Genomic DNA, 25,748 nt, shown 5'->3' on the forward strand with positions numbered 1-25,748 from the left:
GATCCGCCGAGAACAGAAAGAACTCAAGCTGTACGGCGGTGGGCATGTCGTCGAAAGTCTCCTCCACCACGTCGACTTCACCAGCCACGTCCGCACCCGCGGACCGATGCGGAGGACATGACGCATGCTCGCGATCAGCAGACACCTGAGGTTTGCACGAGCCGCCGCGACTGCCACGGCACTCACCGCACTGGGAGTGCTCGCTCTCCCCGGCGCCGCACACGCGGTACCCGACCAGGCACCGGACCAGGTGCCGTACACGACGTCGTACCAGGCGCCGGACAGGCTCGACGAGCCGGTCAGGACCACCGGTTGCCGCACGGCACCCGTGGTGCCGCCCGGTGTCACGACGGCGCAGGAGATGGAGTCCGGGGGTGTGGCCCGCACCTACACCGTCCATCTGCCGAAGCGCTACGACCCCCGGCGCAGCTACCCGGTCGTCCTCTCCTTTCACGGCCACAAGCGCACATCGCAGTGGCAGGAGGAGCTCTCCGGCTTCTCGGCCCTGGACACGATCGCGGTCTACCCGCAGGGCCTGATCGGCACCGACGGGGAGTCCGCCTGGCAGGGCGCACCGTATTCCGCCCCGGTGGACGATGTCCGCTTCACCAGCGACCTTCTCGACCGGCTGCAACGGCAGTTCTGCGTGGACAACAAGCGCATCTACGCTGCCGGAAAGTCGAACGGGGGCGGTTTCGTCGGCGTCCTGGCGTGCCGGATGCCCGGTCGCATCGCGGCCTTCGCCCCGGTGGCCGGCGCGTACTACCCGCAGAGCGGACCGTGCGAACCGTCCCGCCCCACCTCGCTGATCGCCTTCCACGGCACGGCCGACGCGACCATTCCGTACGAGGGGAACCCGGCCAAGGGGCTTCCCGCACTGCCCGACTGGCTCGCGGACCGGGCCGAGCGCAACGGATGCCGGCCGGAAGCGAAGTCCTCCCGTCCCCGCCCGCAGGTGGAGGTCCAGCGCTGGACCGGCTGCGACAAGTCGTCGCGCCTCGTGCACTACCGCGTCGAAGGCGCCGGGCATGTGTGGCCCAGCACCGGCCCCAACAATGATTCGAGTACGCCCACGGTGATCGACGCGACTCCCGTGATCTGGAAGTTCTTCCGGGGCAGCACGCTGAGGCGCTGACCGGTTCTCATCAGTGAGGCGCACGGCCGGGGCGGTACGGGATGCCGCCTCGGCCGCGAGACCGGGTGCGACCGGCGGGGCAGCCCACATGGTGCGGCTTCATGGAGCAGCCCACGAACCTCGGCCTCAGGAGGCTCGCACCCCGTGAGACTGCGGCTTCAGGACATCCGCCCGTCCGCGTCGACGGACTCCTGCCGACCGCTCTCCGGCCGGGCCCCGTCATTCGCACTGCTGTCGTCACCGGCCAGGTGCGGCGGTGTCGCGAGGATGTCCAGCAAGGGGGCGATGTCCCTGTGCTCCTCCGCAGGATGCCGAAATTGGCCACCTTGCAGCTCGTACTTGTTCCGCCGGCCCTCACGCGTGCGTGAGAGGTAGCCGGCTTCCTCGAGATCGGCGATCACGGCCTGCACGGTCCGCTCGGTCAGCTGCAGTGCCACGGCGAGATCGCGGATCCGGGCCCACGGATCGCGGGAGATTGCCGAAAGCACGCGCGCATGGCTGGTGAGAAAAGTCCATGTGCTGCGGGGCCCCGGTGCTTCTTCCATGGGCTCATCGTACGACGCACCATGCATGTTTCCCAGTACATGAAATGAGATTCCGGTATCCCTTGACGTGTGTTTGCGAACGGCTCAACATGAGTGACGAGAGCATTCCGTTCGAGGGAGTGGACCGATGGCATCCCCTTCCAGCAGCTACGGAGACCAGGCGCCGGACCGGCACGGCAGCGGTCCGGCCTGCGACAGCCGCCTCGCGGTCACCGTGACCACGGGTGAGAGTGGCCGTTCCCGCGTGGTCGTCGTGGGCGAGATCGACCTCGAGGAAGCTCCGGCTTTCCGGGTGGCTCTCGACTCCGCCCTGGGCGCGGCCACCGGGCTGGACCTCGACCTCACCCGCGTCTCGTTCTGCGACTGCTCGTGCCTGCGCGTCCTCATGGAGGTGCACTACGCGGCGCTCGCCTCGGGCCGGACCGTCGCGGTGAGCGATGCCAGCAGATGCGTATGGCGGCTGCTCGACCTGACCGGAACCGGCGAGCTGCTCACCGTGGCCGGCAGCGGCCCCCTGACCGGCGCGGGCGAGGGCGGCGTCTGACCGCGGCCCCGGACGTCAGCCGGCGACCATCAGACCTGCCGACTCCGCGGCCTCCAGGTCGTCGTCGAGGGTGACCACATCTCGCCCCGCCGCCTCCAGCAGGGAGGCCCCGATCGTGGCCCGCAGCCCGGTGGCGCAGTGCACCCACACCACCCCCGGCGGCACGTCCGCCATGCGGCCGTGGAGTTCGTGGATCGGAATGTGGACCGACCCCTCGACGTGGCGGTCCGCCCGCTCGGAGCCGCGGCGCACATCGAGCACCACGAGCTCCTCGCCGCGCCCGCGGGCCTGGGCCAGTGCGGCGAAGTCGGAGCGGGGGAGCAGCCGCAGCATCTCGCCCGCGCGGATCCATGAGCCCGGGTCCCCGGTGGCCGCGGCGACGGGACGGTCGATGCCCACCCGTACGAGTTCCCGCTGTACCGCGGCCAGTTGCGCGGCTGACGCGGCCAGCAGCGTCACGGGTTTGCCGTCGGGGATCAGCCAGGCCAGATACGTGGCCGGCCGGCCCTCGGCCTCGACATTGAACGATCCGCTCACGTGCCCCTCGGAGAAGAGGGTGCGGCTGCGCACGTCCACGACCCACTCGCCCGCGGACAGCCGGGCGGCGATCCCGTCGGCATCGGTGACCGGGGGCGCGGTGAGATCCACCGGCGCGGGGCCGGCCGCATTGAGGGCGCCCACGCGCGCGTAGTACGCGGGAACGTCGTCCAGAGCGGCGAGGAGCTGCGAGACGAAGGCATCGGCGCCGAGGGTGAAGGCCTCGTTGTTCCGGCGCTCCTTACCGATGGTGCCGGCGTCGTCCGTGGGCGGTGAGGAGGCGCAGAAACTGCCGAAGCCGTGGGTGGGCAGCACCTGGACGTCGTCGTGCAACATGTCGGCGAGGCGATGCGCCGACGCGTGCTGGGCGTGCGCCAGCCGCTCGGTCAGCGCGGGTTCGACCAGATCGGGCCTGCCCGCACCGCCGATCAGCAGGGATCCGCCGGTGAAGACGGCCACGTCGTGTCCGCCGTCGGCCAGGACGTACGACGTGTGGTGCGGGGTGTGCCCGGGGGTGGCGACGGCCCGCACCGTCAGGTCCGGCTCCAGTTCCACCTCGTCGCCGTCGGCCACCGGCGTGCGCGGGAAGGCCACCCGTGCCTCGGCCGGGACCAGATAGCGGGAGCCGGTCACCCTGGCCAGTTCGAGACCACCGGACACGGCGTCGTTGTGGACGTGTGTCTCCGCGACGTATGCGATACGGACGCCGCGTACGGCCGCGGCGGCGAGCACCCGGTCGATGTCGCGGGGCGGGTCCACCACCAGGGCCGTCTCCGTGCCGCCGCACACATAGCCGCGGTTGCCCAGCCCCTCGGTCTCGAGCGTGTCGATGAAGAACATCAGCGGTCCCTTCCCTGTGCCGGCCTCCTGCTTCACGCGTGTACCCAGCGCTTCGCTCGTACTCCGGGATGCCCCGTAGCGGTGCTACACGCCTTGAGGGTAGCGACGCTAACGAATTAGTGTTAGCGTTGATATCGCGGATGAGGCAACGCCGCTACGGCAGCGGCGGGTCGCCGCACCGGCGCTCAGTCCGGATGCCGGAGTGCCGCTGACCGTCCGGAAGTCACCGTCCCGAGACACCGCTCAGAAGACAGGGAGTACGCCATGACCGAGCAGACCACCACCCCGCGCCGGGTCGCCATCGTCACCGGGGGGTCCCGCGGGATCGGCCGCGAGGCCGCCGCGCGTCTCGCCGCCGACGGGGTCGCCGTCGTCGTCAACTACGCCGGCAACCGGGCCGAGGCCGAGTCCGCGGTGGCCGCGATCGCCGCCGCCGGCGGCGAGGCCCTGGCCTTCCGCGCCGACGTCGCCGACGAAACGGCCGTCTCCGCCTTGTTCGACCGAGCCGAAGAGGCCTACGGCGGCGTCGATGTCGTCGTCCACGCGGCGGGCGTCATGATTCTCGCGCCGCTCGCTGAGACCGGTCTGGACGTGCTGGACCGTATGCACCGCACCAACATCCGCGGCACGTTCGTCGTCAACCAGCAGGCCGCACGCAGGCTGCGCCGGGGCGGCGCCGTCATCAACGTCTCGACGTCCATGCTCGCGCTCCGCCTGCCCGGCTACGGCGCCTACGCCGCCAGTAAGGGTGCTGTCGAGGCCATCACCATGATCCTGGCGCGCGAGATGCGCGGACGGGACGTCACCGTCAACGCCGTCGCCCCCGGCCCGACCGCCACCGAACTGTTCCTGGACGGCAAGGACGAGGAGACCATCGTGCGGATGGCCGCGCAGCCTCCGCTGGAGCGGCTCGGCACCCCCGAGGACATCGCCGAGGTCGTCGCGTTCCTCGCCGGTCCCGCCCGCTGGGTCAACGGCCAGGTCCTGCGCGCCAACGGCGGCATCGTCTGAGCGACCGCGCTCTCGGGCCGTAGCTCGTCCCTCTTCAGCACCCCGTCCCTCTTCATCCTCTCGGCCGCACCAGGAGCTTCGCCATGAGCAACACCGTCCTCATCACGGGAGCCGGTTCCGGATTCGGGGCGCTGACCGCCCGCGCCCTCGCCCACGCCGGACACACCGTCTACGCCGCCATGCGGAACACCGAGGGCCGCAACGCCGGCCGTGTCGCCGACGCCAGGGCCTACGCCACCGAGCACGGTGTCGACCTGCGCACCGTCGAACTGGATGTCCTCTCGCAGGAATCGGCCGACGCGGCCGACGCGGCCGTCGACGCCGTCCTTGCCGAGGCCGGACGGCTCGACGTCCTCGTACACAACGCCGGACACATGGTCACGGGCCCCACCGAGGCGTTCACGCCCGAGGAACTGGCCGCCGTCCACGACACCAATGTCCTCGGTACGCAGCGCGTGAACCGGGCGGCCCTGCCGCACCTGCGGGCCCAGCAGAAGGGGCTGGTGGTGTGGGTGGGATCCACCTCGACACGCGGCGGCACCCCGCCCTACCTGGCCCCCTACTTCGCCGCCAAGGCCGCGATGGACGCCCTCGCCGTCTCGTACGCGGCCGAGCTGGCCCGGTTCGGCATCGAGACCTCCATCGTGGTGCCGGGCGCCTTCACCTCCGGCACGAACCACTTCGCGACCGGCGGCCACCCCGCCGAACAGGCCGTCATCGGCGACTACGAGGCCCGCTACGCGGGTCTGATGGACCAGGTGGCCCGGCGGCTGGCCGACCTCGCGCCGGCCGGCGCCGACGTCTCGCTGGTCGCCGACGCGATCGTCACGGTCGTGGACACCCCGCACGGCTCCCGGCCCTTCCGGGTGCATGTCGACCCCGCGAACGACGGCTCCGAGGAGGTCAGCGTGGTGGCCGACCGCATCCGGAGCGACTTCCTCACCCGGATCGGGCTCGCCGACCTCCTCGCCCCGCACGCCCGGCCCCGCAGTGCGTAACACCGCTACTCCGCTTGGTAGCGTCCGGTCGGTGACGACACGTGAGCGCATCCTCGAAGTGGCCGCCGACCTGGTCGACCGCTCTCCGGACGGCGATGTCTCCACCCGGGCGGTGTGCGAGGCCGCTCAGGTCGGCGCACCGGCGCTGTACCGCCACTTCGGTGACAAGGAGGGCCTGTTGTCGGCGGTGGTCGACCACGGGTTCGACAGGTACCTGGCGACCAAGCGTGAGTACGCCCCGGGCGCCGACCCGATCGAGGACCTGCGCAACGGCTGGGACACCCACGTCGACTTCGCGTTGCGGCACCCGAATCTGTACCGGCTGATGAACTCGCCCGCCATGCGCAGGCCGCCGGAGGCCGCGCTCGAATCCCACCGGATCCTGACCCGCGACCTGAAGCGGGCGGCGGCCGTCGGCAAGCTGCGGCTGGCGCCCGAACTGGCCGCCCAGATGGTGATGTCGGCGAATGTGGGGGTGGCACTGATGCTGGTCTCCCGACCCGCCACCTACACGGACACGACCATGTCGCGGCGCGTGCGCGACGCGGTGCACGCGGCGGTCTTCACACCGGACGTCTTCGGCCCCGGCGAGACGGCCGCGGCCCGGGAAGAGACGGAGGACTTCCGGATCCCGGCCACGGCGGCCCGCCTCAACACGCTCCTGCACGACTCGCCCGGCCCGTCGCTCACGGCGGCGGAGGGGGCGTTGATGTCGGAGTGGCTGGACAGACTGTCGAACACGGAGGGGTGAGAGCGGCCGGCCTGCCCCCGCCCGGGGCGTTTAGGAGAGGGGCCGGCCTGCCCCGCCCGGGGCGTTTCAGGCGGCCCGCCTGCTGACACCGGGCCCTGTCACCGAGCAGTCGGCACAAGTGCCCTAGGCCGCCGCGTCCCCGTCGCCCCGCCCCCCGGTGTGCTTCAGCGCCATCCGCGCGTCCACCACACCCGCCGTGAGCGACGACCAGTACGGGTGCGTGCTCACCGTCACCGACAGGTCGAGAATCCGCCGCCGGAACTCGTCCACCTGCGCGGCCTCCTCGGCCGTGTATCCCGGGCTGGCCGGAAACGACACCACCCGTTCGTTGAGCATCTGCTTCTCGCTCGTCCAGCCCGGTTCCGGCTCCACCGACCACGGCAGCCTTCGGCACAGCGCCCTGTACTCCGCCTGTGCCTGGTGCAGCTCCAGCTGCGCGTCACGGAGGTCGTCGGGGAAGTCGTACGTTTCGGCCACAGCAGAATGGTACGCCTGTTCGATTTCGAATGGCGAGTGCCGGGCCGTGATGTCGCCCGGGAGAGTCACCGGGCGGTTCACTTGGCCGCACGCCGCCACGCCTCGGTCCCGTCGCAGGCGGGTCGTACGGCTCGTGCCGGACGTGCCCGCGCGTCAGCCCGTCCCCGCGGCGGCCGCGGCACGTGCCTCCTCCCGGGCCACCACCTCCCTCATCACGCCGACCGGCAGCGACGGGTTGGAGGCCGCCGCTTCCACCACGTGCGAGTCGTCATCCGCGAGCAGGCCGGTCATGGCCGACGGCGGCAGGGCCGGATGGCCGGCGGCCAGGCGTCGGGCCTTCTTGTCCGTCAGGCAGGCGATCAGTGCCGCGGCCGGTGCGTCCGCACGCCGCGCGATCGCGGTGAGTGCCTTGCGGGCCGGCGGGCTGTGCCGCGCGAGGTCCGCGAGCAGCGTCGGGGAAGCGTCCGGATTGGCGGCCACCCCGGCGACGACCTGGACGCCGTGGGCGGCGACCATCGCCCGCAGCTGGGTGTCGGTGAGGCCGGGGTGCGGAGCCACGGCCTTGGCCACCTTGGCGTCGGGGTCGGCGGCGAGTGCGTCGCGGATCGCGGGCGGCAGGTCGCGGCGTTCGGCCGGCAGCATCCGTACGGCCGCGATCGGCGACGCGCTCAGGTCCGCCAGCTCCGCTGCCGAGGCGGTGGCGATCCGCGGCAGCAGCGTCGGGCCGACCCTGACGAGCTCCGCCAGCTGCGTGAGCACGTCGAGGGGTATGTGCGGATGGTGCAGGAGCCGGCGCCGTACGTCGTAGCCCGTGTCCGCTGCCAGGGCGCGGATGACGGGCTCGCCGAGCGACGCATTTCCGGCGAGTTCACCCCGCACTCCGGGATCGGGGTCGGTGGACAGCCGCGCGCACACTTGCGGCAACAGGTCGGTACGGGCGGCCAGTTCGCGGCGCAGGAGGACGGAGGGATGGTCGGCGAATCCCGTGAGTGCTTCGACCGGTGTGGCCGGGTTCTGGAGCGCGGCCCGACGTGTGTCGTACACCGTGGACTCGTGGGAGCCGTCGCAGGAAGCGCCCGCCCGGAGGACGCAGTCGCGTCGCGGGCAGTGCGGGTCGTGCACAAAGGGGATCTCTTCGCGGTCGCAGACCAGGCACCGTTCGGCGGGAACCGCGTCGGCGCCCATGGCCAGCGCTGCCAGCACGGCCGGTGGTGTCGCCTCGTTGGCCGCCACTGCACGGCGGACCTCGGCGTGCGGATGTCCGGCGAGCCGGGTGGCCATCTCCGGCGTGGTGAACAGTGCCAGCTCCACGACGACGTCCGGGTCCGGGTCCGCGGCCAGTTTCTCCGTCACGTCCGGCGGAAGGTCCGGGCAGGAGGCGAGAGTCCGCCGTCGCCCGGCGTCGGCGTCCTCCGCGAAGCGGCGTGCCCACTCGGGTGGGCCGGTACCTGCGTCGAGCAGTGCGAGCGCGGTCCGCGGCCGAATCGCCGGGTCGATGTCGGCGGTGGTCAGGCCACCGCCGTGGACGAGCCTCGCCGCGTCGTCGTCACAGCGCGCGGCGAGCGCGAGAGTCTGAGCGCGACTGAGGTCCGTGCGGCAGGTGAGGGTCGCGGCGAGATCATCGTCCGCTTCCGCGTCCGCATCCCGCTCCGTGCCCGCATCCGTGTCCGCGACCGTGACCGTGACCGCGATCAGCCGGTCGGTCAGGTCCGACGGCAGGGACGGGTTGGCGGCGAGGCCGAGCAGAAGGTGGTTCACGGCCACATCCTGCACGGGCGGTCGGAGGAAAGCTCCTGGATTACGACGGCCGTCGACGGATCCGGCCAGGTGTGGCACCTCCGGGCCCGGAGGAGACTAGTTGGCTCCTTGATCAAAACAAATCTGTTATGGCCGATGTAGACATGAAGTCGCCGCCTGGGTAAGGTTCCCGAGCGGCCGGCGCCGGGGAGCGGCGGTCCGCAGGGGGGCGGAAGCATGCTGGTGACCTCTGGGCTCCGGTGCCGGGCGGCGCCGGAGCTCTTTGTGGGTGTCGCGCGCGCTGAGCTAGCCTTTGACGAATTTCCATGCAGCAGAATCAGCGCACATTGCGTGGGTTCTCCGGCGGTTTGTGAAGAACTGGAACGAGGTTGGCATGGTTGAGAAGTCCGCAGCCCGTCCCGCGGGGGGCGGGGCCGCGCGCGGCACGGGCAAGGTCGGAGAACCCGAACTGCGCCAGCTGCTGGTCGGGTTGACCGCGGTCCGCGACGGAGACTTCGGCACCCGCCTCCCCGACGAGGCCGACGGACTGCTCGGTGACATCGCCACCGTCTTCAACGGCATGGTGGACCAGCTCTCGCTCTTCACGTCCGAAGTGACCCGTGTGGCCCGGGAGGTGGGCACCGAGGGAACGCTCGGCGGGCAGGCCGAGGTGCCCGGAGTCTCCGGCACCTGGGCCGACCTCACCGACTCGGTGAACGCCATGGCCGGCAATCTCACCACACAGGTGCGGGACATCGCCCAGGTGGCCACCGCGGTCGCCAAGGGTGACCTCTCGCAGAAGATCGACGTCGACGCCCGCGGGGAGATCCTGGAGCTGAAGGACACCGTCAACACGATGGTGGACCAGCTCTCGGCCTTCGCCGACGAGGTCACGCGCATGGCACGCGACGTGGGCAGCGAGGGCCGCCTCGGCGGTCAGGCCGAGGTGCCCGGCGTCGGTGGCGTGTGGCGCGACCTGACCGACTCGGTCAACTTCATGGCCGGCAACCTGACCAACCAGGTCCGCAACATCGCTCAGGTCACGACCGCTGTCGCCGAGGGCGACCTCTCGCAGAAGATCACCGTCGATGCGCGCGGCGAGATCCTGGAGCTGAAGAACACCATCAACACGATGGTCGACCAGCTCTCCGCGTTCGCGGGTGAGGTCACCCGTATGGCGCGTGAGGTGGGAACGGACGGCCGCCTCGGTGGCCAGGCCGAGGTGCCGGGTGTCGGTGGCGTGTGGCGCGACCTGACGGATTCGGTCAACTTCATGGCCGGAAACCTCACGGCCCAGGTGCGCTCGATCGCTCAGGTGGCCACCGCCGTGGCCGAGGGCGATCTCTCGCAGAAGATCAATGTCACGGCCCGCGGCGAGATCCTGGAGCTGAAGAACACCATCAACACGATGGTCGACCAGCTCTCGGCCTTCGCCGACGAGGTGACGCGGGTGGCCCGCGAGGTGGGTACGGAGGGCAACCTCGGCGGTCAGGCGACCGTGCGCGGCGTCTCCGGCACCTGGAAGGACCTCACCGACAACGTCAACGTCATGGCGTCCAATCTGACGGGCCAGGTCCGTTCCATCGCCCAGGTCGCCGCAGCCGTCGCCCGCGGTGACCTGTCGCAGAAGATCACCATCGAGGCGAAGGGCGAGGTCGCCGCTCTCGCCGGCGTCATCAACACCATGGTCGACACCCTGTCCGCGTTCGCGGACGAGGTGACCCGGGTGGCCCGAGAGGTGGGCACCGAGGGGCGGCTCGGCGGACAGGCGCGCGTGCCCAATGTGGCCGGCACCTGGAAGGACCTCACCGACAACGTCAACTCGATGGCGAACAACCTCACCAACCAGGTCCGCAACATCGCCCTGGTCACCACCGCCGTCGCCAACGGCGACCTGTCCAAGAAGATCGACGTCGACGCCCGCGGCGAGATCCTCGCGCTGAAGACCACGATCAACACCATGGTCGACCAGCTGTCCTCGTTCGCGGCCGAGGTCACCCGCGTGGCCCGCGAGGTCGGCAGCGAAGGCCGCCTCGGCGGGCAGGCCGAGGTCGAGGGCGTCTCGGGCATGTGGAAGCGCCTCACCGAGAACGTGAACGAACTGGCCGGGAACCTCACCCGCCAGGTCCGCGCCATCGCGGAAGTCACCAGCGCGGTCGCCGAGGGCGACCTGACCCGGTCCATCACCGTCGACGCCTCCGGCGAGGTCGCCGAACTCAAGGACAACATCAACTCGATGGTGGGGTCCCTGCGCGAGACGACACGGGCCAACCAGGAACAGGACTGGCTCAAGACCAATCTGGCAAGAATCTCCGGACTGATGCAGGGCCACCGCGACCTCGCCGTGGTCGCCGAGAACATCATGGACGAGCTCACCCCGCTGGTGAACGCCCAGTACGGCGCGTTCTACCTCGCCGTCGACGGTCGGCAGGGCACGGAACTCACCCTCGTCAGCGCCTACGGCCGTCCCACGGGATCCTTCGAGGTCACCCGGTTCGCCCTGGGGGAGTCGCTGGTCGGCCAAGCGGCCCGAAGCCGTCGGGTGATCGCCGCGGACGGCGTTCCCGGCGACTACGTCACCCTCTCCTCCGGACTGGGCAGAACCGCGCCGGGCAGTCTGATCGTGCTGCCCATCCTGGTCGAGGAGCAGGTTCTCGGCGTCATCGAACTCGCCTCCTTCACCGCCTTCACCGCCCTCCACCGCGACTTCCTCGAACGGCTGATGGCGACCGTGGGCGTGAACGTGAGCACCATCGTCGCCAACGCCCGCACCGACGAGCTGCTGGGCGAGTCCCAGCGCCTGACGGGTGAACTCCAGGCGCGCTCCGAGGAACTCCAGGTCCAGCAGGAGGAGTTGCAGCGCTCCAACGCGGAACTGGAGGAGAAGGCGGCGCTGCTGGTCGAGCAGAACCGGGACATCGAGGCCAAGAACCTGGAGATCGAACAGGCCAGGGGCGAGCTGGAGACCCGCGCCCAGCAGCTGTCGCTCACCTCGAAGTACAAGTCGGAGTTCCTGGCCAACATGAGCCATGAGCTGCGTACGCCGCTCAACAGCCTCCTGATCCTGGCCCAGTTGCTGTCCCAGAACCCCACCAGGAACCTCACGCCCAAGCAGGTCGAGTACGCGGGCATCATCCACTCCGCGGGCTCCGACCTCCTCCAGCTGATCAACGACATCCTGGACCTGTCCAAGGTCGAGGCCGGCAAGATGGACATCAACCCCGAACGGGTCTCGCTGCGCCGGCTGCTGGAGTATGTCGAGGCGACCTTCCGGCCGCTGACCACCCAGAAGAGCCTCAACTTCACCATCACCACGGCCCCCGGCGCGCCGGCCGACCTGCTCACGGACGACTCACGGCTGCGTCAGGTGCTGCGCAATCTGCTGTCCAACGCGGTCAAGTTCACCGAACGGGGCAGCGTCGAGCTGCGGATCGAACCGGCCGCGGACAGCGAACTGCCGCGGGCCCTTCCCCGCGGCGGCCCGGTCGTCGCGTTCCGGGTCCGGGACACCGGGATCGGCATCGCCGAGCAGCAACTGGAGGCGATCTTCGGCGCTTTCCAGCAGGCCGACGGCACCACCAGCCGCAAGTACGGCGGCACCGGGCTCGGGCTCTCCATCAGCCGCGAGATCGCGTATCTGCTCGGCGGCGCCGTCACGGCCGAGAGCACACCGGGTCAGGGCAGCACCTTCACGCTGTATCTGCCCGTGACGCACACCGAGTTCAAGGACGGCGCCCTGCCCCGCCAGATCGGTGCCGAGGCGCACGGCGAGAAGGCGGTCGAGCCCGGTGCCCGGACCGCCCGTATCGCCATCGAGCCGCCCCCGCGCCGCCGGCGCCTGCTGGTCATCGAGGAGCGCCCCCGTGGGCTGATGTCACTGGTCACCGAGAGTGTCGTGGCCGAGTTCAGCGGCGGACGGGAACTGGCCGACCCCCGCGCGACGGTCGACGTCATCGGCACGGTCGGAGCACAGGAGGCGGCCGCCGCCCTGGCGGCCGAGGCATGCCACTGTGTCGTGCTCGACCTGGACATGCCCGACGGCGAGGCCTTCCGTTTCCTGGAGGCGATGGACGGCGACGCGGCGTTGCGCAACGTACCGGTGCTGGCCCACAACAACCGCCGGCTGGGCGCGGCTCAGGAGCGCACCCTCCAGACGCGCGCCGAGAGCCGGCCCCTCGAACTGCTCTCCAGTCTGGACGAGTTGCGCGAGCGCATCGCGCTGTATCTGTCGGCGGACCAGCCGGGCGACGTCCTGCCGCTCATGCGGATCGAGGAAGCGGCGCCCACCTCGCCGCACGACACGGACGCCACCCTCGCCGGGCGCACGGTACTCGTCGTCGACGACGACGCCCGCAACCTCTACGCGCTCAGCGGCATCCTGGAACTCCACGGCATCCAGGTCCTGCACGCCGAGAACGGACGCAAGGGCATCGACACCCTCGCCGAGCACCCCGGCATCGACCTCATCCTCATGGACGTGATGATGCCGGAGATGGACGGTTACGCGGCCACCGCGGAGATCCGGCGCATGCCGGCGCACAGCAGCCTGCCCATCATCGCGGTGACTGCCAAGGCGATGCCGGGTGACCGCGAGAAGTGCCTCGCTGCGGGAGCGAGCGACTACGTCACCAAGCCCCTGGACGCCAACGATCTGATCGCCTGCGTCCGCCGCTGGGTCGCCACCTAGGGCTGTCCGCACCCGGGCGGGACCTCCCCGCCCACGACGCCCGTCCCGTCACCATGTCGCCCAGGAGCAGCGGTACGTGAACACTCAGCCACCCGGTGAGCCGGGCCGCAACGACGGTCTGCCGGGACACGCCCCCGGCGCCGTGCCCGCGGCCCGGGGCGGCGATCTCGCAGCGGCCCGCACCGTGGACCAGGTTCCGGCCGAGGACGACCGTTCGTCCGCGGTCGGACGGCTGGCCGCGACCGTCGACCGTCTCCGCAAGGAGGTGCAGGCGGCCCACGCCGCGGCGGACGGGCGTGCGCTGATCGAGCTCGCCAAGGGCATGCTGGTCGAGCGTCTGCGATGCGGTCCCGCCGAGGCGGCCCGGCAGCTCGCGGAGCTCGCCGACCAGGCCGGTCTCTCGCAGTTGGAGCTGGCCGCCGACATCATCAACGAGACGGCGCGCGACCGCCTCTCGGAAGCGGTCGGGGACTTCGTCGCGAAGGCGGGCACCACGGTCACGCCGCCGGACGACGCCCTGCGCTCCGCCGCGGTACGGCTGCGTACCGCCGAGAGCGCGGCACTGGCCGCCGACGACACCCAGGCCGTCGCCGAATCGCTCCTGGCGCACGCCCTCATTCCCCTCGGTGCCACCGCCGTCGCCGTCTGGTCCGCGGGCCACGACGGCTCCCTCAGCCTCGCGGGCCACGCCGGTTTCCCCACGGAGGAGGCCGGGCGCTGGCGCTATGTGCCGCCCGGCGTGGCGACCGTGGCCCGCCAGGCGCTGGCGGAGCGCCGGACCGTGTGGCTGCGGGAGTTCGCCGAGGCCGGCGTGCCGTCCATCCACGAGGAACCCACTACGGACGGCGGGCGCGTCGCCGTGCCCGCCGGCACCGGGGGCCGCATCCTCGGTGTCCTGGAGATCTGCTGGCCCCACCACCTGCCCCCGCAGCCGCCGCAGATCCGGCGCCAGGTGGAGGCGCTGGCCGAACTCTGCGCCCACACACTGGGGTCGCATCCGCTGCCGCTTCCCGGCTCCCCGCCCGCCGCGAGCCCGCTCCAACAGGATCTCGCCGAACTGGTCGACCTCGTCGACAGCCTCCACGACCCGGCCCTCGTCCTGCTGCCTCACCTCGACACCGAAGGCCACCTCGTCGACTTCCGGATCCACCACACCAACCGCAACTTCGTCGATCCGGCCGGGCGCCCCCGAGGCGCCGTGGCCGGAACACTGATGCTGGAGGCCTACCCCATGGCCGCCGGTGACGGAGGACTGTTCGAGCAGGCCGAGCGGGTGTGGGCCACGGGCGAGGCGTTCCGCGCCTCCCGGATGGCCCTCACCGCACTGGTCGACCAGGTGCCGCTGGAAGCCGTCGCCGACGTCGGCATCAGCCGGCACGGCGGCGCGGTGCTGCTCCTCTGGCGGATCGAGGACCAGGCCGCCCGGCTCGCCAGTCTGCTCCAGCACGCCCAACGCCTGGGCCGTATAGGAGGGTTCGAGGAGAACACCGTCACCGGCGAGATCACCTGGAACGAGCAGCTCAGCAGCCTCTACGGCCTGCCGTCCACCGCCGCACCGGTCTCACTGGAGCAACTGCCCGCGCACGCCCACCCGGACGACGCCGTCGCCATCGGCCGCTTCCTGCGGACCCTGCTGCACAAGCGGCGGCCCGCCTCCACCGCCTTCCGGCTGCAACGCTCCGACGGGGTCACCCGGCACGTCCGCGTCATCGCCGAACCGGTGCTGGACCCCGCCGCCCGCCTCCTCGCCGTACGCGGTGCCTACCAGGACATCTCGTCGCAGCACTGGACCGAGGTCGCCCTGGCCGCGACGCGCGACCAACTCGCCCACACCGAGCAGGAGTCGGCCGAACGCAACCGGCTCGCCCTTCAGCTCCAGCACGCGATCATGCCGCCCGCACGCGGTCCGCTCGACGCGCCCGGTCTGCGCATCGGCGTGCGCTACCGGCCGGCGGAGACGGAGCACCTGGTCGGTGGTGACTGGTACGACGCCTTCGTCCTGCCGTCCAAACAGGTCCTCGTGTGCGTGGGCGACATCGCGGGGCACGGCATCGAAGCGGCCACCAGCATGATCGTGCTGCGCAACGCGCTGCGCGGTCTCGCCGTCACCGGCGCCGGACCGGCGCAACTGCTGACCTGGCTCAACATCGTGGCCCACCATCTGACCGAGCAGGTCACGGCCACGGCTGTCTGCGGACTGTACGACCCGGCCCGCCGCACCCTGCGCTGGGCGCGGGCCGGGCATCTGCCGCCCGTGCTCGTGAGCGGCGAGACGACCGCCAACCTGCCGCTCATCAAGGGAATGCTCCTCGGTGCCGTCGCGCAGGCGGTGTACGAGGAGGGGGAGGTCCAGCTGGAGATCGGCGACACCCTGCTGATGTACACGGACGGACTGGTCGAGCGCAGGGACTCCTCGCTCCAGGATTCCCTGCGCCATCTGATCGTCACCGCGGGCCTCGCCACCCCCTCGCTGGAGCACCGGCTGGACCGGCTGCTCACGCACAGCAGGGCCGACACCGACGACGACACCTGCGTCGTCGGTATCGAGGTGGTGTGACCGCCGGGCCGCTGGGGAACGGGCCGCGGGTCGGCGCGGCTACTGCGAGGGCCGGCCGTCGTCGGCGCCGAGCCCGCGCTCGACCTCGCTCTGGTCCTGGAGCTTGCGCGCCTTCTCCTGCAGTCGCTGACGCCTCCGCGGGTCCGTCGACTGCTCAGCGGCTTCACTCAGCTGCTGTGCCTTGTCTCGCATCTGCTGGGCTCGGCCGGATTCACCTGCAATGCTCATCGTCACTCCTGCTCAGGCCGTGGTGGGGCTACTGCCGCGCGGGCGTACTCCGAGATAGCTCTCCGCCAGACGTACCGCCTCGAGGGCGGTGCGCCGGCCCATGAGGACGCACAACGTGGTTGCGGCATCCCGAAAGCTCGCGCTGATCTCGGCATCGGCCGGGTTGCGCAGCATGCGGCGTTCCTGCAGACGGTAGTTGCTCAGAAGCTCGGCGACCACAGGTTCGTTCGGCATCAGCATCAAGACCTCCCCGGACGCGGGTCTGATCCATTCTTCGCCCGGCTGTCCCCGCTTCGCCATTCGAGACCGCCGGCGGCCGACACGGAGCGTCAGCCGGGAGGCGGCGGTGGCGGCGGAGGCGGAGGCGGCGGAAGACGGTCGATGCCGGGCGCGGCCCCGGGCCACACCAGCAGCACCGGACACGGAGCGTGATCGATGACGAAACGCGTGGCGGGGCCGAGACTGCGGGGGCCCAGACGGTGCCGGTCGCCGTCCCGGGCGAAGACGAGCAGGTCGGCGCCCTCGGCGGCGGTGACGACCTCACGCTCCACGCGTCCGTGCGCGAAACGGCGCTCGGCGGGTCTGCCGAGGCGCTCGGCGGCCCGGTCCAGGAGTTCGGCGGCGGCGGACGCCGAAAGGGCCGCCACCTGGTCGCCGGGGTCGCGTTCCGGGTGGCCGCGGCCGAGCAGGCCCGCGAACGCTCCGTGTGCGGCCTCGGCCACGTCGTCGCCGGTGACGTACAGCAAGGTCACATCGGCGCGGGCGGGAACCTGCGCCCGGGCGGCGTCCACGCACGCGCGCCACGTGCCCTCCGTGATCCAGATGATCACCGCCACGGATTCAGCCCCCTCCGGTCGCCTGAAGCATCGCCCACAAGGCCATGGTGGCGGCGACAAGGGTGGGAGGCACAGTCCACAGGCCGAGGCGGGTGAAGTCGCCGAGACCGGAATCGGTGTCGTGCTCCCGCAGGACCCGCCGCCACAGAAGGGTGGCGAGCGAGCCGACGTAGGTGAGGTTCGGCCCGAGGTTCACGCCGATCAGCGCCGCCAGTACGGCTCCCGGGCCGCTCGACGCGACGATCGGCAGAAGGGCGAGGATCGCCGGGAGGTTGTTGATGAGATTGGAGAGGACGGCCGCCAGGGCCGCGATCGCCAGCAGCGCGCCCAGGCTGTCGCCGTGCGGCAGCACCTGGCTGATGCCGCTCTCCAGGCCGTGGTCGACGACCGCCTTGACGACGACGCCCAGCGCGAGGACGAAGAGACAGAACTGCGGGCTCGCCGCCCCCACCATGGCCCGCACGGACGTCTTCCGGCGGGCCAGCGCCCGGACGCCGAGGACGACGGCGCCGCCCAGCGCCGCCCAGGCCGGCTCGGCGCCGAGGAGCGAGGCGACGACGAACCCGGCGAGGGTCAGGCCCAGGACGACGAGGGTGAAGACCGGTACATCGACCCGCCCGGCCTTCGGCTCGTCCGGTGCGCCGGCGGCCAGGTCGGCGGCGAAGAAGCGGCGGAAGACCACGTACTCGATCACGATGACGATCAGCCAGGCGGGCGCCATCAGGAGAGCGAACCGGGTGAAGGTCAGGCCGCTGGCGGTGAAGGCCAGCAGATTGGTCAGGTTGGACACCGGCAGCAGCAGCGAGGCCGAATTGGCGAGATGGGCCGTGGCGTACACATGCGGGCGTGGTCTGGCTCCGACGCGGGTGGCGGCGGCGAACACCACCGGGGTGAGCAGTACGACGGTCGCATCCAGGCTCAGGACGGCCGTGATCAGTGCCGCCGCCGCGAACACGCCCCCCAGCAGCCGGTCGGCCCGCCCCCGGCAGGCGCGGGCGACGACATCGCCGGCCGCGGTGAACAGCCCGTCGACCGCACAGAGCTGCGCGAGGACCAGGACCGCGGCGAGGAAGCCCACGACCGGGAGCAGGCTCTGCGTCTGCTCCCAGGCCTCGGCGGGGGAGACCGCGCCGACCGCCACGAGCAGCGCGGCGGCGGGGACCGCGGCGACGGCTTCCGGCCATCCGCGGGGGCGCGCCACGGCGAAGGCCAGTACGGCGAGCAGCAGGGCGACGGAGAGGATCTCGGCGACGACGGAGTTCAGAGTTACCCCAGGGAGCGGGAGGTGCGCGGCGGCGATGACGCCGGTCAGCATCGTACGTGGGCAGCGGGTCCTCGCCGACCGCGCTCGGGCTTGCATCCGGTACCCGGGTACAGGTCTACCGTCGAGGAAGAAGGGCCGCACAAGGGGAGTGCGTACGTCACGGAAGAGGGTGCGGACATGACCATGTGGGTGCCGGAAGCCTGCACGCTGCCGACGACGGAGCAGCCACTGAGGCTCGCGGAGTTCGACGCCCTGTTCGCCCGCTCGCTGCACCGCGTCGAGCGGGTGGCGCCCGGGTCGGTGCGGCTGGTTCTCGACCCTGCGGCCGACAAACCGGCGCGCGACCTCGCCCGGCGGGAGAGCGCCTGCTGCGCGTTCTTCACCTTCGGTTTCACCGAGTCGGACGACGGCCGGACGGTGATGGAGGTGACGGCACCCGCCGCGTACGCCGACGTCGTGGACGCGCTCGCGGACCGGGCCGACGGAGCCCGGGCGGCGTGATGCGACCAACTCAGGGGCGTCGAACAGGGGCTGCGGGCCGAGTTGGTGGGGCCGGAGCACGGCAGTCCGGGTGCGCGGATCAGGGCTGCCCGGCTCGTCCCGCATCAGGCTGTGATCGGCCCCGAGGAGGCCGACGACGACCTGGTCGCCCTGCGGCCTCGGGACGGACGCCGGCTGAAGGCGCTGTCCGCGGACGAGGTTCTGGCCCGGATCGGCGTGCTCGTCGCGGGGCGCAGCGGCGAACTGTGGGACACCCCCGGCGAGTAGCCTGAGCGGGCCGTTTGCCGGATCGGCAACAGCGTTCGCACCGCCGCACTCTGCCCCGGCATGATCGTGGGCAGCGGCGGCGGTAGGCCGGCCGCCGAACAGACGCAGACGTTCCAGGGGAGGAACCATGTCGCAGCCCACGGACACACCCGCGCCGCCGACCGATGAGGCCGTACATCGCCTGGTGGACGTTCCGGGCGGCCGTATCCACCTGGTGGAACAGGGCAGCGGCCCGCTCGTCCTCATGGTCCACGGGTTCCCCGAGTCGTGGTACTCCTGGCGCCACCAGCTTCCCGCCCTGGCCGCCGCGGGATTCCGCGCCGTCGCGATCGACGTCCGCGGCTATGGACGTTCCTCGAAGCCCCGCGATGTGGACGCGTACCGGATGCTCGCCCATGTGTCCGACAACGTCGGCGTCGTACGCGCCCTCGGTGAGGAGACCGCGACGATCGTGGGCCACGACTGGGGCTCACCCATCGCCTCCAACTCGGCGCTGCTCCGTCCCGACGTCTTCACCGCCGCCGCCCTGCTCAGCGTGCCCTACGCGCCGCGGGGCGGCGGGCGGCCGACGGAACTCTTCGCACAGTTCGGCGGGGCGGCCGAGTTCTACATGAGCTACTTCCAGGCGCCGGGCCGCGCCGAGTCGGAGATCGAGCCCGATGTGCGGGGCTGGCTCGCCGGGTTCTACGCCGCGCTCTCCGGCGACACCGCACCGTCGGGCGGCGACGGCAGCCTGTTCTTCGTCCCGCCGGGGGCGCGGCTGCGCGACGGCTTCCCCGGCGATGTCCGGCCGGCCTGGCTCACCGAGGCCGATCTCGATGTCTACGCCGAGGAGTTCGAGCGGTCCGGTCTGACCGGAGGGCTCAACCGGTACCGCAACATCGACCGCGACTGGGAGGACCTGGCCGCCTGGGACGGCGCGCTGCTCACCCAGCCCTCGCTGTTCATCGGCGGCGAACGCGACGCGTCCACGGCCTGGCTGGCGGACGCCATCAAGGCCTTCCCGGCGACACTGCCGGGCCTCGTCTCGTCGCACATCATCGAGGGCTGCGGCCACTGGATCCAGCAGGAACGGGCGGACGAGGTCAACCGCCTGCTGGTCGACTGGCTGACGACGGTGCACCGGAAAGCCTGACGTGGACCGCCCTTCGGTCGTCAGGACCGGTTGCTCTCCCACCGGTCGGCGTCCGGGTCGGCGGCGATCTGCCCGAGCGTGCGGCCGCTGCGGGCGGAGCGGGCCCGCTTGGGGTCGGGTGCGTCCTGGTCGGAGGCATGGGTGTCGTTCCGCTTCACCAGCATCCATGCCTCGCGGTCGTCGTCGCCGTCTCCGCCGCGGAACCGCGTGAGCGCGTACCCGCCGTGCAGTTTGCGGCCGTCGAGCCAGAACGAGGCATGGCCCTTCTCCAGGGCCTTCTCGAACTCCTCGGGGCTGCCCTTCGGCCGGTAGGTGCCCTCGTCCCAGATGATCACCGTGCCGCCGCCGTACTGGCCCTCCGGGATGACGCCCTCGAAGTCCCGGTAGTCCAGCGGATGGTCCTCGGTCGGCATCGCGAGGCGCTTGTCGTGCGGATCGTGCGAGGGCCCCTTGGGGATCGCCCAGGACTTCAGGACGCCGTCGACCTCCAGCCGGAAGTCGAAATGGACGCTGCGAGCGTCGTGCAACTGGACGACGAACCGGGGGGCCGATCCGGACGCCGGGGCACCGCCCTGCGGCTCTCGAGTCTTGTCGAAGTCCCGCTTCCTGCGGTACTCCGACAGTTCGTCCTTCCCGGCCATGGTGAGCCGCCTTTCCTGTGCGGGCTGTGCCGGCGCTGTCAGCCGGCCGCCGGTTCTTCCCTGACCACGTCGGCCGGTTCCTTGTCGTCGCGCAGCCCGAGGAACCGGGGGTGGCGCAGCATGCCGTCACGCGTCCACTCGGTGAACCCGACCTGCGCGACGAGCCGCGGTTCCACCCAGTGCACGCCTCGCTCGCGGACCACGTCGGCGAAGGGGGACTGCCGCTGCTCCAGGCCGTCCAGCGTTCGGCGCAGCCGGTGGAGTGCGGCCTGGTCGTAGCCGGTGCCCACCTTTCCCGCGTACCTCAGGGCTCCGTCCGCGTAGTAGCCGATCAGCAGTGCGCCGAAGCCGACCCGGCTGCCCGCCGGTTCGGTGAATCCGCCGATGACGAACTCCTGCGCCCGGGCGCACTTGAGCTTCAGCCAGTCGGGTGAACGCCGCGGCAGATAGGTCCCCTCGGCCCGCTTGGCGATGAGGCCTTCCCAGCCGCGGGCGCACGCCTCGTCCAGCTCGCGTTGTCCGCCCTGATTGCGGTGCGGTGTGAAGCGCACGGGAGGAGCGAAGTCCAGCGCGCGCCGCAGCAGTGACTTGCGTGTCCGCAGCGGCAGACGCCGGAGATCCTTCCCGTCGAGCGTGAGCAGATCGAAGAGGTAGTACGTCACCGCGACCCCGCTCGCGCGTGCCTTCCGCGGGTCGCTCAGCTGCATGCGCTGCTGGAGCCGGCTGAAGTCGGTGCGCCCGTGGGAGTACGCGACGATCTCGCCGTCCACCGTGAAGTCCTCGCACGACTGCGCCGCCAGCGCCTCCACCAGCTCGGGATAGCTGTTGTTCATGGCGCGGCCCGTACGCGACAGCAGCCGCGTTCCCTCGGGGGCGCGGACGGTCAGCGCCCGGATGCCGTCGAGTTTGCGCTCGAAGACCCAGGTGTCGTCGAAGACACGGCGGTCGCTGAGCACCGCCAGCATCGGGTGCGTGGCGAGTCCGCCCCCGGAGGGGGCGGCGCTCAGCAGGCGCTGCTGCGCGGCGGGAAGCGCATCGAGGAGGCCGCTCATGGGAAGCGTGCGGAGTCGGGGCCGCGCGTCGCGGCCCGCGGACTCAGCGGCCGACGGCCCTGGCCAGCTGGGCCTTCGTCATCGAGGACCGTCCCTCGACGCCCTTCTTCTTCGCCTCGGCGTACAGCTGGTCCTTCGTCGGCCCCTGTGCACCGCTGTGCGAACGCTCGCCGCCACGCTGGGAGGCGGACTTCCTGTCCTGGGTGGACGTCTTGCTCGCCGTCCTCGCCTCGCCGGAACGTGCGCGCTCCTTGTTCACGGTGCGCGACGCGATCTCCTTGGCACGGCCGGTGGAGGCGCCGCGCTCCTCGGCACCCTCCTTGATGTGCTCGTACTGACGCTCGCGCTTGGGGCTGGAACCTCGCGGCATGGCCTTCTCCTTGTGCTCCTTGTGCGTCCGATTCCCGTGGTGCGCCGGTCTGCGCGGCCGAACGCAACGCTCCGGTATGGGCCGTCGGTACCCGGATTCCGGCCGGGAACACACCCACTTTCCACCGATTGATGTCTTCGTGCACCGCGAGCGTGGTGTACGTCCTGGCGGGTACCCGAGCGGCGGAACCGGCGGCCGCGGGCACGCGGCCGTCCGTCGGAGGAGGACTGTGAGATGACTCAGAAGGTTCGCGAGATCATGACCGGACCGCCGGTCACCGTCGGCGCGCTCACCGCCGTCAGCGAGGTCGCGCACCGGATGCGGGACGCGGACATCGGCGCCGTCCTCGTCACCGAAGGTGAGCGGCTGCGCGGCCTGGTCACCGACCGGGACCTGGTGGTCAGGGTGATGGCTGAGGGGCGGAACCCCGATGACACGACCGCACAGGAAGCCTGCAGCGACCAACTCGTCACGGTCGCCGCCGACGACGACGTGCTGCGCGCCGTGCAGCTGATGCGCAAGCACTCGCTGCGCCGGCTGCCCGTGACCGACGGCGGGAAGCCGGTGGGCATCATCGCTCTGGGGGACCTGGCCATCGAGCGCGACCCCACATCGGCGCTCGGGGACATCAGCTCCACTCCGCCGAACGACTGACCCCGCGGCCCGGGCCGGACGGCGGCGACCTGCCGCGGCGCGGGCCCATCGCCGTCGTGCTCGGCCCCGGACTCCGTGAGCGCCGTGTCCCGCGCCACCGGAAGTCCTAGGCTGGTGCCATGGCCAGGATCAACGACGTCGGCGGCATGGAGGGCTTCGGCCCCATCGACACCACCGACGACACCGAGCCCTTCCACGCGGACTGGGAAGCCAGGGTGTTCGCACTGAACCGTGCCCTGGTCGCGGGCAACGTCTTCAACCTCGACGAGTTCCGTGACGCCGTCGAATCCATGCCGCCGTCCGACTACTTGGCCGCCTCGTACTACGAGCGCTGGTTCCACGCCATCGTCGCCCTCCTGGAGGCGAAGGGCGTCATCGAGGCCGGTGAGCTCGATGACTGACACCGCCGACCGCTTCGCGCCCGGCGCGCGTGTGCGGACGATCCACCACGACCCGCCGCACCACACGCGGCTCCCGCGCTACGCCCGCGGCAAGCTGGGCACCGTGGTCGAGCCCGAGGGCCGGTCCCCGCTCGCCGACATCCGCTCCCAGGGCCGCGACGACGCCCCGGTCGAGCAGGTCTACGCCGTACGCTTCGCCGCCCGCGAGCTGTGGGGAGCAGGCGACCACGAGGTCGTGCTCGACCTGTCCGAGAGCTATCTGGAGGACGACCGCCCGTGACCGCAACCCACGCCGACGCGGCCATCTCCCGTCGCGTACGCCGCCTGGAAACCCTGCTCGAAGAGCGCGGCGTGATCGCGGGCGCCGCCCTGGACGAGGTCATCGACGCCTTCATGAGCGAGGCGTCACCGGCCAACGGGGCCCGGGTGACGGCCCGCGCCTGGACCGACCCGGCCTTCCGCGCACGGCTGCTCGACGACGGCACCGCGGCCGTCGCGGAGCTGGGATTCGCTGCCGGGGGCGTGCAGCCGCAGCGCCTGCGCGTCGTCGAGAACACCGCCGACACCCACAACGTCATCGTCTGCACACTGTGCTCCTGCTACCCGATCCGGCTGCTCGGGCCGTCCCCCAGCTGGTACAAGAGCGAGGCCTACCGGTCCAGGGTGGTCCGTGAACCCCGGTCCGTACTGGCGGAGTTCGGCCTCCATCTGCCGCCGGAGACCCGGATCACGGTGTGGGACTCGACGTCGGAGACGCGGTACATGGTCCTGCCGCGACGGCCCCAGAACACCGACGGGCTCTCCGAAGAGGAACTGGCGGCCCTGGTGTCCCGCGGCGCGTTGATCGGCACGGCAGCCATCTGACCCGGCGCACCATGAGCGCGCCTAGCCGCCGGGTTCCGCGACCGCCGTCGTACGGAACCGGGCGCGGTAGACCGTCGGGGAGACACCGAGCGTGTTCTGGAACGTCCGCCGCATGGTCTCCGCCGACCCGAAGCCCGACCGGCCGGCGACCTCCTCGACCGGATCGCTGCCCGCCTCCAGCAGTGCCTGGGCGGCCTCCAGACGCACCGACTCCAGATACTGACCCGGCGTCATCCCGATCTCGCTGCGGAAGAGCCTCGTCAGGTGCCGTGCGCTGACGCCCGCATCGCGGGCCAGCGCGTCGAGACCGTACGGTGCGCCGGGGTCGGCGCCGACGGCGTCCATCACCCGGCGCACCACGGGGTGCCCGGATTCGCGGGGCGTGAGGCGAGCGCTGAACTGGGACTGCCCGCCCGGCCGGGCCATGAACACCACGAGCTCGCGGGCGACGTCCCGGGCCACATCCGGTCCGTGATCCTCCTCGACCAGCGCCAGCGCGAGGTCGATGCCGGCTGTGACACCCGCGGAGGTGACCACGTTGCCGTCCCGGACGAACACGGGATCGGCCTCCACCCGCACCTCGGGGTAGGCGGCTGCCAGCTCCCCGGCGAGTTGCCAGTGCGTCGCCGTACGCCGCCCGTCGAGCACGCCGCTCTCCGCCAGGACGAACGCGCCCGCACACACGGACGCGACCCGCTTCGAGCGGTCCGCGAGCCCGCCCGCGAACGCGACGAGATCTCGGTCCGCGACGGCTCTGCGCCAGTCCTTCCGGCCGGGCACCACCACCGTGCCGACGCGTCGCGGCAGGCTCTCCGGCCCGCCGTCCACCCCCACACGCACCCCGGACGACGTGCGGACATCGGCTCCGGTGGTGGAGACGATCCGGACGTCGTAGCGCGCGCCGTAGCCGTTGGCCGTCGTGAACACCTCGGCCGGGCCGGTCACATCGAGCAACTGCACCTCGTCGAACGCCACCACGGCCACCACATGGGGTGCCGCGCCGCCGGTCACTCGGGCCACGGGGAGTCGAGGATCGTACGGACGAAGTCACCTCGCTGGAAGCCCGGCACATAGTGTTCGAGCACATCGGCCTTGACGTTGCCGAACGTCGTCTCCGGCTTCGGCCGGATCCCGTCCGTGAACGCCGCCAGGATGCGCTGCTTGAAGTCGGGGCGCGGGTGAAGTGCGACGACGGCCGCGCGGTCGGCGTCCGAGAGGTCTCCGTAGCCGATGCCCAGGACGTCGTACTCGACGCCCGCCGTCACCAGCGCCACCTCGGGCTCCATGAACTCGGGAATCCCCGGGGTGGTGTGCAGGGCGATCGCCGTCCACACCCGCCGGATGCTGTCCTCCGGCACCCGCCGGGCCGCCAGGAAGCGCCGTGCCTCGTCCGCGCTGTCCACCTCGAAACGCCGCCCGCTGGTCCGGAACCGCTCGCCGAGGCCCAGGTCGTGGAACATCGCTCCGACGTACAGCAGCTCGGGATCGAAGGACAGATCACGGTTGCGGCCCTGAAGGGCGGCGAAGAAGTACACACGGCGGGAGTGGCCGTAGATCAGCTCGTCGGTCGTGTCGCGCACCAGCTCGGTCGCCTCACGGGCGAGCCGGGTGTCCGGAACGCTCACTCCGGCGGGCGCGGGAGAGGTGGTCGTCATCGCTGTCACAGACCTTTCGTCATCGGGGTGCCGGTCGGTCCGACGACTCCAGCTTCGACGG

General features: G+C 71.3%; 27 protein-coding genes. 14 read left to right on the plus strand and 13 right to left on the minus strand.

Annotated elements, in window-relative coordinates; all coding sequences use genetic code 11:
- Positions 1–124: 124 nt before the first annotated feature.
- Complete coding sequence (locus tag ACQPWZ_RS32830) at positions 125–1,135, plus strand: alpha/beta hydrolase family esterase (protein ID WP_433573210.1); 1,011 nt, start codon at positions 125–127, stop codon at positions 1,133–1,135.
- Between the two features lie 158 nt (positions 1,136–1,293).
- On the opposite strand, the gene ACQPWZ_RS32835 is transcribed toward ACQPWZ_RS32830, so the two are convergent.
- A complete protein-coding gene (locus ACQPWZ_RS32835) occupies positions 1,294–1,707 on the minus strand; it encodes a helix-turn-helix transcriptional regulator (RefSeq protein ID WP_433573211.1) in 414 nt (137 codons plus the stop codon).
- A gap of 100 nt (positions 1,708–1,807) precedes the next feature.
- Here ACQPWZ_RS32835 and ACQPWZ_RS32840 point away from each other — a divergent pair, with 100 nt between their 5' ends.
- Positions 1,808–2,224 carry an STAS domain-containing protein gene (locus ACQPWZ_RS32840; RefSeq protein WP_433573212.1) on the plus strand — a complete coding sequence of 139 codons (417 nt, stop codon included), beginning with the start codon at positions 1,808–1,810 and terminating at the stop codon, positions 2,222–2,224.
- 15 nt (positions 2,225–2,239) lie between these two features.
- Here the strand turns inward: ACQPWZ_RS32840 and ACQPWZ_RS32845 are convergent, their stop codons facing one another.
- A complete protein-coding gene (locus ACQPWZ_RS32845; protein WP_433573213.1) occupies positions 2,240–3,601 on the minus strand; it encodes an MBL fold metallo-hydrolase in 1,362 nt (453 codons plus the stop codon).
- A 264-nt stretch (positions 3,602–3,865) separates the two neighbouring features.
- On the opposite strand from ACQPWZ_RS32845, the gene ACQPWZ_RS32850 reads away from it, so the two are divergent.
- From ACQPWZ_RS32850 to ACQPWZ_RS32860, 3 genes are all read left to right on the plus strand, one after another.
- A complete protein-coding gene (locus tag ACQPWZ_RS32850) occupies positions 3,866–4,612 on the plus strand; it encodes an SDR family oxidoreductase (protein ID WP_433573214.1) in 747 nt (248 codons plus the stop codon).
- 83 nt (positions 4,613–4,695) lie between these two features.
- Entirely contained in the window at positions 4,696–5,610 is a 915-nt protein-coding gene (locus ACQPWZ_RS32855) for an SDR family NAD(P)-dependent oxidoreductase (RefSeq protein WP_433573215.1), read from the plus strand.
- Between the two features lie 31 nt (positions 5,611–5,641).
- The gene (locus tag ACQPWZ_RS32860; protein WP_433573216.1) at positions 5,642–6,361 is read left to right on the plus strand and encodes a TetR/AcrR family transcriptional regulator; all 720 of its coding nucleotides are present in this window, start codon (positions 5,642–5,644) and stop codon (positions 6,359–6,361) included.
- Between the two features lie 123 nt (positions 6,362–6,484).
- On the opposite strand, the gene ACQPWZ_RS32865 is transcribed toward ACQPWZ_RS32860, so the two are convergent.
- Both ACQPWZ_RS32865 and ACQPWZ_RS32870 read right to left on the minus strand, forming a co-directional pair.
- Positions 6,485–6,838 (minus strand): hypothetical protein, encoded by a 354-nt coding sequence (locus ACQPWZ_RS32865; protein WP_340477046.1) that lies wholly within the window; start codon positions 6,836–6,838, stop codon positions 6,485–6,487.
- A 153-nt stretch (positions 6,839–6,991) separates the two neighbouring features.
- The gene (locus ACQPWZ_RS32870; protein ID WP_433573217.1) at positions 6,992–8,596 is read right to left on the minus strand and encodes a hypothetical protein; all 1,605 of its coding nucleotides are present in this window, start codon (positions 8,594–8,596) and stop codon (positions 6,992–6,994) included.
- Positions 8,597–8,969: 373 nt separating this feature from the next.
- Between ACQPWZ_RS32870 and ACQPWZ_RS32875 the strand changes: the two genes are divergently transcribed.
- Together ACQPWZ_RS32875 and ACQPWZ_RS32880 are read left to right on the plus strand one after the other, a co-directional pair.
- Positions 8,970–13,262: a HAMP domain-containing protein gene (locus ACQPWZ_RS32875; protein ID WP_433573218.1), complete on the plus strand. Its 4,293-nt coding sequence runs from the start codon at positions 8,970–8,972 to the stop codon at positions 13,260–13,262.
- A 76-nt stretch (positions 13,263–13,338) separates the two neighbouring features.
- Positions 13,339–15,819: a SpoIIE family protein phosphatase gene (locus ACQPWZ_RS32880; protein ID WP_433573219.1), complete on the plus strand. Its 2,481-nt coding sequence runs from the start codon at positions 13,339–13,341 to the stop codon at positions 15,817–15,819.
- 39 nt (positions 15,820–15,858) lie between these two features.
- Here ACQPWZ_RS32880 and ACQPWZ_RS32885 read toward each other — a convergent pair whose 3' ends face one another.
- From ACQPWZ_RS32885 to ACQPWZ_RS32900, 4 genes are all read right to left on the minus strand, one after another.
- Entirely contained in the window at positions 15,859–16,047 is a 189-nt protein-coding gene (locus ACQPWZ_RS32885) for a DUF6381 family protein (protein WP_327677591.1), read from the minus strand.
- Between the two features lie 12 nt (positions 16,048–16,059).
- Entirely contained in the window at positions 16,060–16,287 is a 228-nt protein-coding gene (locus tag ACQPWZ_RS32890; protein WP_313942552.1) for a DUF5133 domain-containing protein, read from the minus strand.
- Positions 16,288–16,376: 89 nt separating this feature from the next.
- Complete coding sequence (locus ACQPWZ_RS32895; protein ID WP_433573220.1) at positions 16,377–16,883, minus strand: universal stress protein; 507 nt, start codon at positions 16,881–16,883, stop codon at positions 16,377–16,379.
- Between the two features lie 4 nt (positions 16,884–16,887).
- Positions 16,888–18,198 carry an SLC13 family permease gene (locus ACQPWZ_RS32900; RefSeq protein WP_433573221.1) on the minus strand — a complete coding sequence of 437 codons (1,311 nt, stop codon included), beginning with the start codon at positions 18,196–18,198 and terminating at the stop codon, positions 16,888–16,890.
- A 126-nt stretch (positions 18,199–18,324) separates the two neighbouring features.
- On the opposite strand from ACQPWZ_RS32900, the gene ACQPWZ_RS32905 reads away from it, so the two are divergent.
- From ACQPWZ_RS32905 to ACQPWZ_RS32915, 3 genes are all read left to right on the plus strand, one after another.
- A complete protein-coding gene (locus tag ACQPWZ_RS32905) occupies positions 18,325–18,648 on the plus strand; it encodes a hypothetical protein (protein ID WP_433573222.1) in 324 nt (107 codons plus the stop codon).
- A gap of 30 nt (positions 18,649–18,678) precedes the next feature.
- On the plus strand, positions 18,679–18,915 hold the full coding sequence (locus ACQPWZ_RS32910; RefSeq protein ID WP_433573906.1) for a His/Gly/Thr/Pro-type tRNA ligase C-terminal domain-containing protein: 237 nt from the start codon (positions 18,679–18,681) through the stop codon (positions 18,913–18,915).
- Positions 18,916–19,042: 127 nt separating this feature from the next.
- Positions 19,043–20,050 carry an alpha/beta fold hydrolase gene (locus ACQPWZ_RS32915; protein ID WP_433573223.1) on the plus strand — a complete coding sequence of 336 codons (1,008 nt, stop codon included), beginning with the start codon at positions 19,043–19,045 and terminating at the stop codon, positions 20,048–20,050.
- Between the two features lie 20 nt (positions 20,051–20,070).
- Here ACQPWZ_RS32915 and ACQPWZ_RS32920 read toward each other — a convergent pair whose 3' ends face one another.
- The 3 genes from ACQPWZ_RS32920 to ACQPWZ_RS32930 are packed head-to-tail and all read right to left on the minus strand — an operon-like array spanning position 20,071 to position 22,113.
- Complete coding sequence (locus ACQPWZ_RS32920) at positions 20,071–20,691, minus strand: DNA polymerase ligase N-terminal domain-containing protein (RefSeq protein WP_356700099.1); 621 nt, start codon at positions 20,689–20,691, stop codon at positions 20,071–20,073.
- A gap of 38 nt (positions 20,692–20,729) precedes the next feature.
- On the minus strand, positions 20,730–21,743 hold the full coding sequence (gene ligD / locus ACQPWZ_RS32925) for a non-homologous end-joining DNA ligase (RefSeq protein ID WP_433573224.1): 1,014 nt from the start codon (positions 21,741–21,743) through the stop codon (positions 20,730–20,732).
- A gap of 43 nt (positions 21,744–21,786) precedes the next feature.
- Positions 21,787–22,113, minus strand: coding sequence for a plasmid stabilization protein (locus ACQPWZ_RS32930; RefSeq protein WP_356700095.1), 327 nt, complete (start codon positions 22,111–22,113; stop codon positions 21,787–21,789).
- Positions 22,114–22,347: 234 nt separating this feature from the next.
- Here ACQPWZ_RS32930 and ACQPWZ_RS32935 point away from each other — a divergent pair, with 234 nt between their 5' ends.
- The 4 genes from ACQPWZ_RS32935 to nthA all read left to right on the plus strand — a co-directional run bounded on the left by ACQPWZ_RS32935 (position 22,348) and on the right by nthA (position 24,032).
- Positions 22,348–22,767: a CBS domain-containing protein gene (locus ACQPWZ_RS32935; RefSeq protein ID WP_340477057.1), complete on the plus strand. Its 420-nt coding sequence runs from the start codon at positions 22,348–22,350 to the stop codon at positions 22,765–22,767.
- 119 nt (positions 22,768–22,886) lie between these two features.
- Positions 22,887–23,168, plus strand: a complete 282-nt coding sequence (locus ACQPWZ_RS32940; protein ID WP_356700093.1) for a hypothetical protein — start codon at positions 22,887–22,889, stop codon at positions 23,166–23,168.
- A complete protein-coding gene (locus ACQPWZ_RS32945; RefSeq protein ID WP_340477059.1) occupies positions 23,161–23,448 on the plus strand; it encodes an SH3-like domain-containing protein in 288 nt (95 codons plus the stop codon). The genes ACQPWZ_RS32940 and ACQPWZ_RS32945 overlap by 8 nt, the downstream gene beginning before the upstream one ends.
- Positions 23,445–24,032: a nitrile hydratase subunit alpha gene (gene nthA, locus ACQPWZ_RS32950; protein WP_433573225.1), complete on the plus strand. Its 588-nt coding sequence runs from the start codon at positions 23,445–23,447 to the stop codon at positions 24,030–24,032. The genes ACQPWZ_RS32945 and nthA overlap by 4 nt, the downstream gene beginning before the upstream one ends.
- Positions 24,033–24,053: 21 nt before the next feature.
- Here the strand turns inward: nthA and ACQPWZ_RS32955 are convergent, their stop codons facing one another.
- Complete coding sequence (locus ACQPWZ_RS32955) at positions 24,054–25,052, minus strand: GlxA family transcriptional regulator (RefSeq protein WP_433573226.1); 999 nt, start codon at positions 25,050–25,052, stop codon at positions 24,054–24,056.
- Positions 25,040–25,687: an HD domain-containing protein gene (locus tag ACQPWZ_RS32960; protein WP_433573227.1), complete on the minus strand. Its 648-nt coding sequence runs from the start codon at positions 25,685–25,687 to the stop codon at positions 25,040–25,042. Before ACQPWZ_RS32960 ends, ACQPWZ_RS32955 begins: the two co-directional genes overlap by 13 nt.
- Positions 25,688–25,748 lie beyond the last annotated feature (61 nt).

It is taken from the genome of Streptomyces sp. CA-251247 (assembly GCF_050952975.1).
Taxonomy (GTDB): Bacteria; Actinomycetota; Actinomycetes; order Streptomycetales; family Streptomycetaceae; genus Streptomyces; species Streptomyces achmelvichensis.